The 15,010-nt window shown below is 71.4% G+C and carries 17 protein-coding genes; 13 read left to right on the forward strand and 4 right to left on the reverse strand.

What is annotated here, in order from left to right:
• Positions 1–55: 55 nt before the first annotated feature.
• The 4 genes from TNCT6_RS02760 to TNCT6_RS02775 all read right to left on the reverse strand — a co-directional run bounded on the left by TNCT6_RS02760 (position 56) and on the right by TNCT6_RS02775 (position 3,234).
• Entirely contained in the window at positions 56–868 is an 813-nt protein-coding gene (locus TNCT6_RS02760; protein ID WP_141356195.1) for a LuxR family transcriptional regulator, read from the reverse strand.
• Between the two features lie 414 nt (positions 869–1,282).
• A complete protein-coding gene (locus TNCT6_RS02765) occupies positions 1,283–1,477 on the reverse strand; it encodes a ferredoxin (RefSeq protein ID WP_141356197.1) in 195 nt (64 codons plus the stop codon).
• Between the two features lie 178 nt (positions 1,478–1,655).
• Positions 1,656–1,880: an MbtH family protein gene (locus tag TNCT6_RS02770; RefSeq protein WP_141356199.1), complete on the reverse strand. Its 225-nt coding sequence runs from the start codon at positions 1,878–1,880 to the stop codon at positions 1,656–1,658.
• 136 nt (positions 1,881–2,016) lie between these two features.
• Entirely contained in the window at positions 2,017–3,234 is a 1,218-nt protein-coding gene (locus TNCT6_RS02775) for a cytochrome P450 (protein ID WP_141356201.1), read from the reverse strand.
• A gap of 345 nt (positions 3,235–3,579) precedes the next feature.
• Here TNCT6_RS02775 and TNCT6_RS02780 point away from each other — a divergent pair, with 345 nt between their 5' ends.
• The 13 genes from TNCT6_RS02780 to TNCT6_RS02840 all read left to right on the forward strand — a co-directional run bounded on the left by TNCT6_RS02780 (position 3,580) and on the right by TNCT6_RS02840 (position 14,787).
• Positions 3,580–3,831 carry an acyl carrier protein gene (locus tag TNCT6_RS02780; protein WP_141356203.1) on the forward strand — a complete coding sequence of 84 codons (252 nt, stop codon included), beginning with the start codon at positions 3,580–3,582 and terminating at the stop codon, positions 3,829–3,831.
• A gap of 55 nt (positions 3,832–3,886) precedes the next feature.
• Positions 3,887–5,143, forward strand: coding sequence for a beta-ketoacyl synthase (locus TNCT6_RS02785; RefSeq protein ID WP_141356205.1), 1,257 nt, complete (start codon positions 3,887–3,889; stop codon positions 5,141–5,143).
• Positions 5,140–6,273 (forward strand): beta-ketoacyl synthase, encoded by a 1,134-nt coding sequence (locus TNCT6_RS02790; protein ID WP_141356207.1) that lies wholly within the window; start codon positions 5,140–5,142, stop codon positions 6,271–6,273. The genes TNCT6_RS02785 and TNCT6_RS02790 overlap by 4 nt, the downstream gene beginning before the upstream one ends.
• Entirely contained in the window at positions 6,270–7,232 is a 963-nt protein-coding gene (locus TNCT6_RS02795) for a beta-ketoacyl synthase N-terminal-like domain-containing protein (RefSeq protein ID WP_141356209.1), read from the forward strand. The genes TNCT6_RS02790 and TNCT6_RS02795 overlap by 4 nt, the downstream gene beginning before the upstream one ends.
• Complete coding sequence (locus tag TNCT6_RS02800; protein ID WP_141356212.1) at positions 7,229–8,077, forward strand: alpha/beta fold hydrolase; 849 nt, start codon at positions 7,229–7,231, stop codon at positions 8,075–8,077. The genes TNCT6_RS02795 and TNCT6_RS02800 overlap by 4 nt, the downstream gene beginning before the upstream one ends.
• 21 nt (positions 8,078–8,098) lie before the next feature.
• Complete coding sequence (locus TNCT6_RS02805) at positions 8,099–9,139, forward strand: thioesterase family protein (protein WP_141356214.1); 1,041 nt, start codon at positions 8,099–8,101, stop codon at positions 9,137–9,139.
• A gap of 27 nt (positions 9,140–9,166) precedes the next feature.
• Entirely contained in the window at positions 9,167–10,270 is a 1,104-nt protein-coding gene (locus TNCT6_RS02810; protein ID WP_141356216.1) for a beta-ketoacyl synthase N-terminal-like domain-containing protein, read from the forward strand.
• 69 nt (positions 10,271–10,339) lie between these two features.
• Positions 10,340–10,603, forward strand: coding sequence for an acyl carrier protein (locus TNCT6_RS02815; protein WP_141356218.1), 264 nt, complete (start codon positions 10,340–10,342; stop codon positions 10,601–10,603).
• Entirely contained in the window at positions 10,600–11,070 is a 471-nt protein-coding gene (locus TNCT6_RS02820; protein ID WP_253266007.1) for a 3-hydroxyacyl-ACP dehydratase FabZ family protein, read from the forward strand. Before TNCT6_RS02815 ends, TNCT6_RS02820 begins: the two co-directional genes overlap by 4 nt.
• On the forward strand, positions 11,067–11,552 hold the full coding sequence (locus TNCT6_RS02825; RefSeq protein WP_141356220.1) for a 3-hydroxyacyl-ACP dehydratase FabZ family protein: 486 nt from the start codon (positions 11,067–11,069) through the stop codon (positions 11,550–11,552). The genes TNCT6_RS02820 and TNCT6_RS02825 overlap by 4 nt, the downstream gene beginning before the upstream one ends.
• Before the next feature lie 32 nt (positions 11,553–11,584).
• Positions 11,585–12,331 carry a 3-oxoacyl-[acyl-carrier-protein] reductase gene (fabG, locus tag TNCT6_RS02830; RefSeq protein WP_141356221.1) on the forward strand — a complete coding sequence of 249 codons (747 nt, stop codon included), beginning with the start codon at positions 11,585–11,587 and terminating at the stop codon, positions 12,329–12,331.
• Positions 12,332–12,365: 34 nt separating this feature from the next.
• A complete protein-coding gene (locus tag TNCT6_RS02835; RefSeq protein WP_141356223.1) occupies positions 12,366–13,076 on the forward strand; it encodes a 2-hydroxychromene-2-carboxylate isomerase in 711 nt (236 codons plus the stop codon).
• A gap of 34 nt (positions 13,077–13,110) precedes the next feature.
• Positions 13,111–14,787, forward strand: a complete 1,677-nt coding sequence (locus TNCT6_RS02840) for an NAD(P)/FAD-dependent oxidoreductase (RefSeq protein ID WP_141356225.1) — start codon at positions 13,111–13,113, stop codon at positions 14,785–14,787.
• The last annotated feature ends 223 nt before the right edge of the window (positions 14,788–15,010 follow it).

A 15,010-nucleotide genomic window follows, 5' to 3' on the forward strand; every position in this document is an offset into this window, starting at 1 on the left:
CTCCCCTGCCCCGACCAGCGCACTCGGCGCCGTGACCCGCCGTGTCGGTCCGTGCTCAGGCGACCGGGGAGTAGCCGCCGCGAGGTCGTGGTGTGCCGCCGCCCGCCGCCCATCCCGCGGGCGGACACCCGCGAGGCGGTTCCGCCCCCGGGCGGACGCGGGTGAGCAGCCCGAGTTCCGCGGCGCGCACTCCCGCCTGGAAACGGGACCTGGCGTCGAGGAGTTCCATGATGGTGGCGATGTGCCGACGATAGGTGCGCACAGAGATGGACAGCTCACGGGAGGCGGCCTCGTCGGTGGCCCCGGTGTGGAGGTAGTGGAGTATCTGCTGGACGAGTTCGACACGGGAATGGGCGCCGAAGCCCAGCCAGGCGGTGGCGTCGACCGCGTGACTCCAGACGGTGTCGAAGAGGGTCTGGCCGCACTGGGTCACGGAGGACGCCCGCAGGACGGACGCCTGGCGCTCGCCGGACATCTCGGTGCACACCAGCGCCGTCCGGCCGTCGGCGATCAGGGCCGTCATCAGCGGAATGCGGGCGATGCGGACGGCCTTGCGCCCCCTGCGGGCGAACTCCCGCACCCGGTCGTGGTCGAGCGTGGCGCGGGTGCACAGGATCCGGACCCGCAAGTCGCCGCGTCTCAGCAGCAGTTCACGCAGCATCGCGTAGACGGCCTCCGCGTGGGCGGGTAAGGCGACCACGGCGTCGACGGTATGTCCGGCCCCTTCCGCCAATTCCACGGCGGCGGCCACGATCTCGGGGTCGACCGGGTTCAGCCCGGTGGCGAGCGGTGCCCGGGACATCCCGTCCCGGTGCTTGGCCACCGTGGAGAGGATCACCGAATGCACGTCCAGGAGGGCCTTGTCCATGTCGTGCCGGACCGCCCCCTCCCCGTCGGCTCCCCCGTGTTCGTGCGACCTTCCCCCGAACTGGTTCCGCATTCCTCACCCCGTCTGGCCGAATCTGACTGCACCTGAGTGCTCGACCGTATGGCGATGGGCATGCCCGGTGAAGGCCGCGCCCGCGCCCCGATCGCGCACTGCCGGCCGCCGGGCTGCGCGATTCGGACTGGCAGGCGCCGGCGGTTTGGGCGCGAGTCCCCCGCCCTCATGGGGCGTGGGGGCCCACCTGGGACACGTATGATGTCTGTGAACGGATGGGACGCTAGTTCGGCAACATGTTCCACGTCAACGGCCCCTGGAACAAAGAAAGTTCTGCCGGGAAGTAAACCTCCGGAGACCGGCCGGAACCCCCGACGGCTTCCCCGTGCGCGCCGTCCGCCGTCACTCCTCCAGCCGGATGGCCCGGGCCGGGCAGACCGCGGCTGCGTGCCGGACGTCGTCGGCGCGGTCGGCGGGCGGGTTGTCGTCGAGCAGCACGGCGGTGCCGTCCTCGTCCCGCTGGTCGAAGACGTCGGCCGCGGTCAGCACGCACTGGCCGGAGGCGACGCACGCGTCCTGGTCGATGAGCACCTTCATGACTTCCTCCTCGGAGAAGTGGCGCGACCTGACCGGACCGAAGGCCGGGCCCCGACCGCCCCGAACACCTGGAACACCCGGAACACCCAAGACGCGAGAAGAGCTGATCCGTGCGGGCGTGGCGTCACCGCCCCGCGGCCGTCACCACCCCGCGCACAGATCAGCCCGCCGCCACCGGCTACTTGCCGGCCGCCGCCTCCATCTCGCGCACCAGGCTCAGCGGCCGCATGTCGGTCCAGTTCTCGTTGACGTACTCCAGGCACGCCTCCCGGCTGTCCCGGCCGTGCGCGACCGTCCAGCCCGCCGGCACCTCCGCGAAGGCCGGCCACAGCGAGTGCTGTCCCTCGTCATTGACCAGCACGTAGTAGTCGGCGTCGTTGTCCTCGAAAGGATTGGTGCTCATATGCCCTTCTCCATCCTGCGATGCGGTCCGCCTGAACCGGGTTGTGTCCACAAGAGATTGCGGGAAATCTTTCGTATCGGTGTTTTCGATCCTCCCGGACGGTTGGATTTCGAGCGGGGTGAGCGGCCGAGGAATGTCAGAGCCTGACGGGGAGGGCGGCCGGTGCCCTGACAAGCAGGGCGGGCTGATAACGCAGTTCCGACGGGTGCACGGCGAGACGGACGTCCGGGAATCGCTCGTAGACGCGCCGGATCGATATCTCCGCCTGGGCCCGGGCCAGATGCGTTCCGATGCAGTAGTGGATGCCGTGGCCGAAGGTGAGGTGCGCCGGCTTCGGCCGGTCGATGTCCAGTTCGTCCGGCCGGTCGGGGAAGGCCGCCGGATCGTGGTTCGCGCTGGCCGGGGAGAGCATCACGATCTCGCCCGCCGGAATCGTGGTGCCCGCGATCTCGACGTCCTCCAGGGTCAGCCGCTGAAGGGTGTACATCATGGGTCCGGCGAAACGGATCAACTCGTCGACCACCTGGGGGATCCGGTCGAGGTCGGCCTTGAGCCGCGCGGCCTGCCCGGGATGGGTCAGCAGCCCGACGAAGCAGCCGGTCACCAGCGCGGTGGTCGTCTCGTTGCCGCCGGTCATCAGCGCGAACGCGGTGGAGAGGATCTCCTTCGGGGTCAGCAGCTTGTCGCCCTCGGCGTGCACCATCGCGGAGACGAGGTCGTCGCTCGGGTGACGCTCCTTCTCCGCGATCAGATCGGCCATGTAAGCGGACAGTTGCCTGGTGTGCTCGGCGAGAACGCCGGTCGGATCGGCCGCGTCGGTGGAGCGCATCGTGTTCGACCAGACCTTGAACTGCCGCCAGTCGGACGCCGGAACGCCCAGCAACTGGGCGATCGCGATGATCGGCAGAGGCTCGGTGAGACCGGCCAGCAGGTCCGGCCGCGGCTGCCCGGCCAGCTCGTCGAGCAGTTCGTCGACGACCTTCTCCAGGCTGGGGCGCATGTTCGCGACCCGTTTGGGAGTGAAGGCGAACACCAGCGCCTTGCGCAGCCGGGTGTGCCGCGGCGGGTCGGAGTTGGCCAGGTGATGCGTGATCTCGTCGGCAGGCGTCAGCTCCTTGCCGATCTGCCGGCCGAGCGCCCCGTACAGGCTCCCGATGTCCCGGCTCATCCGGGGGTCGGCCAGTGCGTTGCGGACGTCCTCGTGCCGGGTGACCACCCAGGCCCGCGCTCCGTCGGGCGTCCGCACCATGGTCACCGGCTGTTCGGCGCGCAGCACGGCGAAGGTCGGATACGGGTTCTGGGTGTAGTCGTCACTGAACATCCAGTGCTTCGAAAGCGCTCCGCCGGCTGCCATCGATGCTCTCCCTGCGGTCGTCCGGTGCCTCCGCACTGATCGCGGGGCACGTCCGGCCCACCAGCCTGGCCCCGCCGGGCGCGGCCGTCAGCGCTGATGTGGAATCTTCGATGTGCCGCTCCGGGACGGACCGCAGATGGCTGATTCGAATTCTTCGTACCGGTCTGGTGAACGCGGGTTCACCCCGGCTACGTTCGCCGAGGCGTGTGAGTGATGCGCCGAATTCCACCGGGAATTGCCGGTACGGCGTCGGGAACTTCCGTACCGGCCTTGGTGATCGAACTCGTCCATTCCATGCGCGGCTCGTCCGGGCCGGCGTCACCATCACGAGGGAGCAGGAGCGATATGACGACCTCTACGGAGAACACGTCCGTGAAAATCAAGGAAATCGTCTGCGACATTCTCGAGCTCGAGGAGGACGAGGTCACCGAGAGCAGCCTGTTCAAGGAGGACCACGGCGCCGACTCGCTGCGCGCCATCGAGATCCTCGCCGCCCTGGAGAAGCACTTCCACGTCGTCATCGACCAGGCCGAACTGGGCCGCATGGTCAACCTCAAGGGCGTGGAAGAGGTCGTCGCGGAAGCCGCCGGCAAGTAGCCCCGAGCGAGCGGTACCACCGCGGCACCGCCGATCGAAACCGGACGGAGAGACCATGCGTGCAACTGCAACCAGCAACGGGTCGGCACCACCAGCGCATCGCGTGGTCCTGACCGGCTTCGGAGTCTTCTCGAGCATCGGTGTGGGCGCGGTCGAGTTCGCCGAGGGGCTGCGGGCCGGGCTCAGCGGCGCCAAGCCGATCACCAGGTTCGCGACCGAGGGTTTCGCCCACGCCAACGGCTGCGAACTGGTCGGCTTCGAGCCACGCCAGTGGATCCGCACCCTGGACGTCGACGAACTCGGCCCCGCCACCCGCTTCTCGGTGGCCGCGGCCCGGATGGCCGTGGCCCATGCCGGACTGAGCGAGGACGTCCTGCGTGGACAGCGCGGCCTGATCTCCATCGGGTCCACCGACGGGGAGTCGCACGACCTCGACCGCCTGGTCGAGACCGAGATCGAGCACGGACCCGAGAAGATGGACCCGAAGGTGGTCCGGCGGGTCCCGGCGAGCCGGCTGGCCACGGCCGTCGCGCACGAACTGGGCCTGGAGGACGTCGAGGCGGTCACCATTCCGACCGCCTGCGCCGCGGGCAACTACGCCATCGGCTACGGCTTCGACGCGGTGCGTACCGGCGAGGTCGAGTTCGCGCTGTGCGGCGGCGCGGACGCGATGTGCCGCAAGACCTTCGCCGGCTTCTACCGGCTGGGCACGATCGCTCCGGACTGCTGCCGGCCGTTCGACAAGGACCGCAAGGGCATCCTGACCGGTGAGGGCGCCGGCGTACTGGTCCTGGAGTCCCTGGAGTCGGCACTGCGCCGCGGTGCCACCATCCACGCCGAGGTCCTGGGGTACGGGCTGAACTGCGATGCCGACCACCCGGTCGCGCCCAACCAGGGCAGCATCGCCCGGTGCATGGAACTGGCCCTGAACAACGCCGGGGTGAAGCCGTCCGAGGTCGATCTGATCTCCGCGCACGGAACCGGCACCAAGGCGAACGACGTCACCGAGACCCGCGCGGTCCGCGACGTCTACGGCGAGGCGCCGCCGCGCACCGTCTCGCTGAAGTCGATGCTCGGCCACACCATGGGCGCCGCCAGCGCGCTCGCCGCGATCGCCTGCGCCCTGGCCGTCGAGGGCGGGTTCATCCCGCCCACCATCAACCACCGGGAGACCGACCCCGAATGCGAGGTCGACTGCGTGCCCAACCATGCCGTCGACGCCGAGCTGAGGATCGTGCAGAACAACGGGATGGCCTTCGGCGGCAACAACGCCGTGGTGATCCTCGCCAAGTACGAGGAGCAGGCCTCATGAGCCGGCCCGTCGTCGGAATCGGCGCGGTCGCGAGCATCGGCCGCGACCCCTCCGAGCTGTTCGAGAGCCTGTGCGCCGGACGGAGCGGGCTGGCTCCGCTGCGCGGCTTCGACCGGTCGAAGTTCAAGGCGGGCCATCTCTTCGAGATCGACGACCGGCCCGCGCCGGGCGTGGACGTGCCGGGCCGGGCGACCGGGTTCCTGCTCGACGCGGTGGGCCAGGCGGCCCGTGACGCCGGCCTCGGTGAGGACCTCCGCGAGGTGCCGATCCTGGTCGGCACCGGATTGCGGGAACTGCGGTCGCTGGAGCTGTGGTGGCGCGACGGCGCCGCGTTCGCGGCGGAGCGGATGCACTTCGGCACCGCCCTTCGGGAACGTTTCGGCGCGGTCGACACACACACCTTCTCCAACGCCTGCTCCGCCTCGCTGTACGCGCTGGCACTCGCCGTCGACCAGCTGGAGACCGGCGCGGTGGAGCACGTGATCGTGGCCGGCACCGACTCGATCACGGAGAGCATGTTCGGGCTGACCGACGCCTTCCAGCTGGAGCCGCCCGGCCGGCTCAGACCCTTCGACGTCGACCGCAAGGGCACCATCCTCGGCGAGGGAGCCGGCGCGATCGTGCTGGCCCGCGAGCCGGACCACCGCCGGATCCACGGCAGGGTGCGGTCGGTCGGCGTGAACTGCGACGCCCACCACACCACCGCGCCCCTCCAGGCCGGGGTCGCCGCCGCGATCAGGCAGGCGCACCAACGGGCCGGGGTGAAACCGGAGAACGTGGACCTGGTCATGCTGCACGGCACCGGTACCCCGCTCAACGACGAGGTGGAGGTACGGGCCCTGCGCGAGGTCTTCGGCGAGCACGAGCGCGTACCGCTGGTGACCGCCGTCAAGTCGATGACCGGGCACACCGCCGGCTCGGCCGGGGTGCTGAGCCTCATCACGGCCCTGCGGGCCATGTCGACCGGGCGGATCCCGCCGGTGACCGAACTCGACGAACCCACCGAGGACGTGAGCGCGTTGCGGCTGGTGCACACCACCGAGGCCACCGGTCGCGTCGATGTGGCGCAGGTCAACGGCTTCGGCTTCGGCGGACTGAACGCGGTGGCCATCGTGGAGGCGGCCCGATGAACGAGTTCCCGCGGATCGTGGTCAGCGGTGTGGGTCCTGCCCTGCCCGGAGTGGCCGGTACCGAGGACCTGGCGACCGGACCGGGCTTCCCCGCGGAGCCGGTGGACCCGGCCGCCCGGCTCGGCAAGAAAGGCCTGAAGTACAAGGACCGCGCCACCCGGCTCGGTCTGTGCGCGGCCTTCGCCGGACTGTGCGACGCCGGACTGCGGGACGCGGACGGCCCGCTGGTCGAGGGCGGCGGTGTCGGTGTCGTGGTGGCGTCCAACTACGGGAACGCGGACACCGTCTGCCGGGTGGTCACGACCATCGCGGCCGAGACGACCCGGGGCACGAGCCCGATGGACAGCCCCAACGCCTCCAGCAACATCGTCGCCTCCGAGATCGCGATCCGGTTCAAGCTGGGCGGCCCGAACCTGACCGTCTGCAACGGCGACGCCTCGGGTCTCGACGCCCTGCGCTGGGCCGCGGGCCTGCTGCGCTCCGGACGGGCCGAGCACGTGCTGGTCGTCGGGGTCGAACCGGACAACGAGGTGGTGCGCAAGCTGGTCGGCGCGGACCGGATCGTGGACGGGGCCGTCGCGGTGGTCCTGGAGCGCGCCGAGACCGCGCGGGCGCGCGGCGTACGACCGAGGGCCCGCCTGGGCGGCTTCGTGCGCACCGGCGGGGTCGAGGAGTGCGTCGGACGCCTCGCCGCGCTCGGCTCGGGCACCCCGGCCGGCTGGTACCCGCCGGAGACCGCCGCCGACGACGCACCGCCCGCGGCGCTGCTCGCCGGGGTTCCCCGGTACCGGATGCCCGACGGCTGGGGCGCGCTCTCCGGTGCGCTGGGCCTGGTGCAGTGCGCCGCCGCCACCGGCCGGTTCGACGCGGGCGAGCCCGGCCCCCTCTACGCGCTCGCCGGCCGCGGCAACGACGGTGTGGCCGGAGTCCTCCTGCTCGCCCCCGGAGACGCCCGGTGAGCCGTGACCGGCCGCAGGCGCCGGGCCGGCCCGGTGGCGCGGCGTGCACGGTGCAGCGCAAGCGGCCCACGGGCGGTACCCGTGCCCTCCTGCTGCACGGACTGGCCAACAGCTCCTCCGTGTGGGACGAGTTGACCGGGAGCGAGGCCGGCGGCCTGGATATGTGGGCCGCCGAACTGCCCTGGGGCGGCGGGCAGTCACCGGCCTGGGCCTACGGTCAGGACGCCTCCCGGGCGGTCGCGGACGCGCTCGGGCAGGTCCCCGGCGGCGCCGGAATCGTGGTGGCCCACTCCTTCTCCACCGTGCTGCTGCTGGACCTGCTCGGCGAGGAACTCGCCCGGGACGGTGACCCGTTCGCACGCCACGGCATCGAGGGCCTGGTGCTCGTGTCGCCGTTCTACCGCCGCGATCCGGAGAGCTTCGAGTACGGCGTCGTCGGCGACATGCTGGAGAACTTCCGCCGCACCATGGAAGAGGGCATCCGGGTGATGGCCGGGCCCCGGCTCGACCCCGCGCTGCGCCGCGACATGGCGCAGCGGGTCTGCGAACGGGTCGGCCCGTACGGCTACCTGAGCTTCTTCCGCAGCTATCTGCGCACGCCCTGGCTGCGCACCGACCTGATCACGGTGCCCTCGCTGGTGATCGGCGGGGAGGACGACTTCACCGCCGTACCCGCCGAGAGCACGGCGCTGGCCGCCGATCTCCCCGACGCACGCTGCCGGTTCATCCCCGGGGCCGGCCACTTCCCGATGGTGGAACAGGTGGACGCCTTCTCCGCCGCCCTCGGTGAGTTCGTCGACTCGATCGGCTGCCCCGTGCCCGCGGTCGTCGACCAACCCGCTTGACAGAAAAGGAGCCTGAGCAGCATGACGTCCCCCATCAGCAGCACTCCCGAGCCGACCGAGCAGACGTTGAACGACTTCTTCGACGCCGCCGGCCACTTCTCGCTGCGGCCGTCCTACGAGGGCGGCAACATCAGCACGACCATCGGCTTCAAGCACGTGCACTACCTGCTCGAGGCCGCCGTGCTCGAGCACTTCCGCGCCGCCGGTCTGGGCGCCACGACCCTCTACGTCGAGTACGGTGCCGGCTTCGACGTCGTCTCCGTGAACACCCGGCTGCACACGGTGCTCACCCTGGACGACACGGTCGACGTCGAGGTCAAGCCGGTCACCAAGGACTCCGACACCCGGCTGCGTTTCGCGGTCACCGGGACCGTGGAGCGGGACGGGGCGCCGCGCAAGGCGGTGACCAGCAAGTTCGAGGTCGCCCTTCGGGCCATCGAGCATGTGCCGGACCCCAGGCCGCTGCCCGAGCGCCTGACCCGCTTCGTGGTGCCGCGGCTGGGCCGGGCGACGCCGAGGGAACTCGCCGCCGTCCCGGTGGACAACATCGACCTGTCCGCGCAGCGCGGCGTCACCACGCGCTCCGGCGACCCGGTGCTGGCCGAGATCATCGGCGACGACAACGCCTTCGGCTGGAAGTGGCGAGTGCCCTACTTCTACTGCCACTTCACCAGTCACATGCAGATGTCCGGCTTCCTGCGGCAGATGGAGGAGGTGCTGCACCTGTTCGTCGCCGACCGGGGCATCGCCATCCAGCGCCTGCTGGACGAGCGCAACTGGATCCCGGTGGTGACCAAGTGCGACATCGAACTCACCGACGAGGTGCGGATCGAGGACGAGCTGTACACCGTATTCACCGTCGAGGACGTCTTCAAGGCCGTCCTGTTCACCGCCCGGATGGACTGCTACGTGGTGCGTGACGGCGCGCTGGTGCGGGTCGCCACCGGACACATCACGCACGGCTACGTCACCAAGGAGTCGCCGGAGCGCGACTGGTCCCTGGTCACCTTCGACGACGAGGTGCTGGCCGCGCTCGGCGGCAAGACCCCCGCCGCCGGCTGACCGGACCTGTCAAAAGGAGCTGTTGCCATGAGCAGCGACACCATGGGCGCCGCCCGCAGACCGGTGATCACCGCCTGGTCGGCCGTGTCCCCGTTCGGGATGGGGCGTGCGGCGTTCGTCGAGGGGATGCACGAGGGCGGTGAGACCGCCGTCCGGATCGACCGCGAGCAGTGGCAGGTTCCCGACGAGCGGGCCAGGCTGGTGCCCGGGTTCAGTCCGCGCGCGGCACTGGGCCGCAAGGGCACCCGGTCGATGGACCGGGTGACGGGACTCGCGGTCAGCGCCGTGGGCGCGCTGCTCGACGACGCCGAGCGCAACCGCGAGGTCGCCACCGGCGACCGCGGGGCCGTCGTGCTCGGCACCACCACCGGCAGCGCGCAGAGCATGATGGACTTCACCCGGGACTCGCTGACCGGTGAGCAGCCGTACTTCGTCGACCCGGCGCAGATGCCCAACACGGTGATGAACTGCGCGGCCGGCCAGTGTGCGATCCGGCACCGGATCAAGGGCCCGAACGCCACCATCGCCGGAGGCCGGCTGGCCGGGCTGCTCGCGCTGAACTACGCGCGCAGACTGCTCGGCGCGGGCCGGGCCGAGGCGGTGCTGTGCGGCTCCGCCGAGGAGTACTCCAACGAGCGGGCCTGGCTGGAGTGGCACACCAGGGGCGACGAGGAGAAGCCGGCGCTGCTCGGCGAGGGCGCCGGCATGCTCCTGCTGGAACCCGAGGAGTCCGTCGCCGCCGAGCACGTGCTGGCCGAGGTGCTGGCCGTGGAGAGCGGCGTGTTCGCCGAAGGCCGGCTCCCGATGGTGCTCGGCTCCCGTCTGCGCCGCGCCATGGACCGCGCCGGGGTCGACCCGTCGCAGGTGTGGGCGGCCGTCCCGTGCGGCGCCGGCGACGTGCTCGGCGAGCGGGAACGGGGTGTGCTGGCCGAGGTGTTCGGCACCGCGGCGCTCGAACGGGTGCGGAACACCGAGCTGTTCGGGGACGCCTCGGCGGCGTCGGTGAGCCTGCAGATCGCCTCCGTGCTCGCGGTCGCCGAGCAGACGCCCGACGTCGCCGGGCGGGTGGCGGTGGTCACCGCGGTGGAACGCGACGGCGGGACCGGCTGCGCCCTGCTGCGGCTGCGCTGAGCACCCGGCCGTACCCGGAGACGACCGGGCCGTACCCGGAAACCAATCGAGCGGAGGAGAGCGGTAGTCATGGCGGCACAGCCCTTCGAGAAGCTGGACAAGGAAGAACTGCGGCGGACCCTGGCCGATGTGATCGACGTCGACGCCACCGAGATCGAGGAGGCCACCGACTTCGTGGAGGAGTTGCAGGTCGACTCGCTGCTCCTGCTGGAACTGGTCGTGGTGCTGGAGAAGAAGTACCAGGTCAAGTTCACCGAGCAGGAGATGCGGACGGCCCGCACCTTCAGTCAGGCGCGCGCGCTGCTGGAGCGCAAGCTGGCGGTGTCGGCGTGACCGCCACCGCGCCGGAGGCGCCCGCCGGGACGGTCGCCCGGGCGTCCTTCGCGCCGAGGCCCTCCCCGGTGGACGCCGGGATCGAGGTGACGTCGGTGGCGCGGTCCGGGGTGGCCGGAGGGGACGGCCGCATGCTCAGCGCGGTGGCCACCGTCGCGATCGACAGGACGGAGCCGGTCTTCGCCGGCCACTACCCCGACTTCCCGATCTTCCCCGGCGTGTGCATCGTCGAATGCGTCCAGCGCGGCGCGCTCGCGGTGGCCGAGCGGTCCGGGATGTCCGAACCCCGGCTGCTCGCGGTGGAGTCCACGCGTTTCCTCGGCGCCGTCTATCCCGGTGACCTGCTCACGGTGCACCTGGAGCTGCGCGATCACGAGGGCGGTGTGCGCTGCCGGGCCACGGCGCGCACCGAGCGGGGCGATGCCGCGTCGGTGCGGCTGCGGCTGTCCGGTGAGGTCGGCGTATGAACACCGTCCAGGTCGAACGCCTGCTTCCGCACCGGTTCCCCATGCTCCTCGTGGACCGGGTCCTCGACCTGGTTCCGGGTGAGAGCATCACCGCGGCCAAGGCGATCACCCGCAACGAGCCGTGCTACCGGAGAGTCGGCGCGCACACGGCCGGCGCCTGTCTGGAGTACCCGCAGACGCTCCTGATCGAGTCGTGGGGCCAGGCCGCCGGCATCCTGGCGACCTGGCGCTCCCCCGACGAGCGGACCGACCCGCGGGAGGCCGACCGGGTCATGCTGCTCGGCGGTCTCTCCGGGGTCGTGTTCCACCGGCCGGTGCTGCCGGGGGACGTGCTCCTGCATCGGGCCCGGCTCTCCCGCGCCCTGTCCGACACCGCGATTTTCGAGGGCGAGACCTCGTGCGACGGCGAGGTGGTGATGTCGGTCGAGCGGATGGTGATGGCCTTCCGCCCCGCCGGCCGGCTGCTGCCGTCCGCCGGTTGAGCCGATCTTTAGCCGACATGGAGGAACGCCTGATGACACCGGACACCAAAGCGGTCGCGCTGGTCAGCGGCGGCTCGCGCGGCATCGGCCGGGCCGTGGTGAAGCGGCTCGCGGCCGACGGCCACGACGTCAGCTTCTGCTACCAGTCCAACGACGAGGCCGCGACCGCCCTGGAGAAGGAACTCGGCGGACTCGACGTCCGGGTGCTGGCCCGGAAGGTCGACGTGGCCTCGCCGGAGTCGGTACGCGAGTGGGTGGCCGAGACCCAGGAGACCCTGGGCACGGTGGACGTCGCGGTCACCGCCGCGGGCATCACCCGTGACAACCCACTGCTGATGATGACCGACCAGCAGTGGAAGGACGTGCTCGCGGTCAACCTCGACGGCACGTACAACGTCTGCCGCTCGGTGGTGTTCGAGATGATGAAGCGCCGCTCCGGCTCACTGGTGCTGATCTCCTCGGTGGCCGGGGTCCACGGCCACGCCACCCAGTCCAACTACGCGGCGACCAAGGCCGGGATCATCGGCTTCGCCAAGTCGCTGGCCAAGGAGGTCGGCCGCTACGGCATCCGATCCAACGTGGTCGCCCCCGGATTCATCGAGACCGACATGACCGCGGTGCTCAGCGACAAGGTCCGCGAGCAGATGCTGGCCTCGATCCCCCTGAACCGCTTCGGCGGTGCCGACGAGGTCGCCGACCTGGTGTCCTTCCTGGCCTCCGAGCGCGCCGGCTACATCACCGGCTCCGTCTTCCAGGTCGACGGCGGCATCACCATCTGAGCCCCACCCCGACTTCCCACCGAAGGACGCCGCCATGGCCAAGAAGCCGCCCCGCTGGTACTTCTCCCTGCGCAGCCCCTACTCCTGGTTCGCCCACCACGACCTGAAGAAGCACCACCCCGACGTCCTGGACAGCGTGCGGTGGATCCCGTTCTGGGAACCGGACGCCCGCAGCGAGGAACAGCTCGCGCAGGCCGGGGTCGAGCTGCCGCTGGTACCGATGGCGCGGGAGAAGAACTTCTACATCCTCCAGGACGCCCGGCGGCTGGCCGAGGACCGCGGGCTCGACGTCACCTGGCCGATCGACCGGGAACCGGTCTGGGAGGTCGCGCACCTGGCCTATCTGGTGGCCGAGGACGCCGGGAAGGGCAGGGAATTCGTCGACCGGGTCTACCGCGCCCGCTGGCAGGAGGCGAAGAACATCTCCGACCCCGCCGTGATCGGCTCGATCGCCGGTGAACTCGGTCTGGACGCGGACCGGGCCGCCGGCGCGGCCGACGACCCGGACCTGCGCGCCCGGGGCGTGGAGATCCTGGCCGCCTCGGTGAAGGACGGCCTGTTCGGCGTGCCGTTCTTCGTCCACGGCCACGAGAAGTTCTGGGGCGTCGACCGGGTGGCCGGGTTCGTCGCCGCGCTGCGCGGTGTCCCGCGCGCCTCCGTCGCCGTGCCGGACGCGGAGGCGGCCGCGCTGCCGGAGATGGCCGCGGCGGGCGCGGACGCCGGTCACGCCGGCGGCTGCGGTTGAGCCGCCTCCACCGAGACGATCCCGAGGGGGCACGATGAGCGACGAGCACCGGCTCGCGGGCGACTGGGACGCGATCGTGGTCGGCAGCGGCATGGGCGGTCTGACCTGCGCCGCCTACCTGGCAGTGGCCGGCCATCGGGTGCTGGTGCTCGAACAGGCCGGGGTGCTGGGCGGCAACAGCCATGTCTTCCGGCGCCGTTCGGCCTACGAGTTCGACGCCGGGGTGCACTACATCGGCGACTGCGGGCCCGACGGCGTACTGCCGTCGATCCTGCGGGGACTGGGGCTCGGCGACCGTGTCGCCTTCCGGGAGATGGACCCGGACGGATTCGACGAGATCGTCCTGCCCGGGCTGCGGATGTCCGTACCCGTCGGCTGGGACCGCTACCTCGACCGGCTCGCCGAGGTGCTGCCGGCGGACAAGGACGGCCTGCGGGAGTTCGTGACGGTGTGCTCGGCGGTCGGCGCGGAGATGCGCTGGACCCTGCTGTCCGCGGTCGGCGCGGGCCCGGCCGAGGTGCTGCGCCGTACCCCCACCGCGGTGGCCTGGGGCCGCCGCTCGCTGCACGAACTGTTCGAGCACTGCGGCCTGTCCGCCGCCGCGCGCACGGTGCTGGCCGCCCAGGCGCTCAACTACGGGATCGGCCCGGAGGAGGCCACGGTCGGCATGCACGCGAGCGTGACCGACCACTATCTGCGGGGCGCCGCCTATCCGGTCGGCGGCGGTCAGATGCCGGCGGCGTCGCTGACCGAGGCGATCACCGGTCACGGCGGCACGGTCAGGACCGGGCACCGGGTGGACCGGGTGCTGGTCGAGCAGGGCCGGGCGTGCGGTGTCGTGCTCGACTGCGGGCGGGAGCTGCGCGCGCCGGTCGTCGTGTCCAACGCCGACTATGTGCGCACCGTCCGGGAGCTCGTCGGCGAGGAGCACTTCCCGGCGTCGATCGGGAAGCGGGCCCGGAGCGCGGTGATGGGCTTCCCCCTGGTGGTGCTCTACGTGGGGCTCGACCGGGAACTGCCGGGCAGGACCGGGGCGAACCTGTGGTGGCACGGGAACGCCGACGTCGAGGAGGCGTTCCGCGGGCTGGCCGAGGGGCGGTTCGACGCGCCGCCGTCGGTGTTCATCTCGTTCGCCTCCCGCAAGGACCCGCACACCGCGGCCATCCGGCCGCCCGGCCACGCCAACTTCCAGGTGATGGCCCTGTGCCCGCGGTCCCTGGAGGCGTGGGGCGCGGCGGCGGCGTCCGAGAGCGGCGGGCCGTACCGCCGCGACCCGGTCTACCGGGCGGAGAAGGAGCGGGTCACCGAGGCGATGCTGGCCACCGCGGAACGCGCGCTCGGCCCCTTCCGCCGGTACGTGACCCACCTGGAGCTGGCCACGCCGGCCACGCAGCGCCGCTACACCCGGTCGACCGGCGGATCGCCGTTCGGGCTGGCCCGCTGGGGCGGCACGGGCGCCAGGCCGGACACCCGGACCAGTGTGACCGGCCTGTACGTGGTCGGGCAGAGCACCCGATACGGCAGCGGGATCACCGGTGCCGCCGTCAGCGGTATCTCCTGCGCCGGGCAGATCCTCGGCCGCCCGCTGCTGCCGGAGGTGCACGCGGGCAGGGTGCTGGGAGACCCGCGGCGGCTTCCCGCGCGCGGTGCGGACTGGGACCCGCTGCGCCTGTGCGGCGGCCGGGCCCGCCGCGGCACCCACCCCGGCTGACCCCGGAGTTCCCGGCCCGGCGCCTTTTCCAGTAAATGCTCGGGCGACCTGCGGCGATGGTTTATCGAGGCTTCTTATAAGGCCGTTCCCGTGCGCCGGGCGCGCGGTAACGTCCCAAGCGCGGGGCGAGATCTGCTCGCCCGCCCGGCCCGGATGCGCCCGATCGGTGTGGCCCGCGGGGGCTGTCTCCACCAGTTTTCCGATTCAAGGGGAGTGAGTAGTC

The sequence above is a fragment of the Streptomyces sp. 6-11-2 genome, assembly GCF_006540305.1.
In the GTDB taxonomy this organism is placed as follows: Bacteria; Actinomycetota; Actinomycetes; order Streptomycetales; family Streptomycetaceae; genus Streptomyces.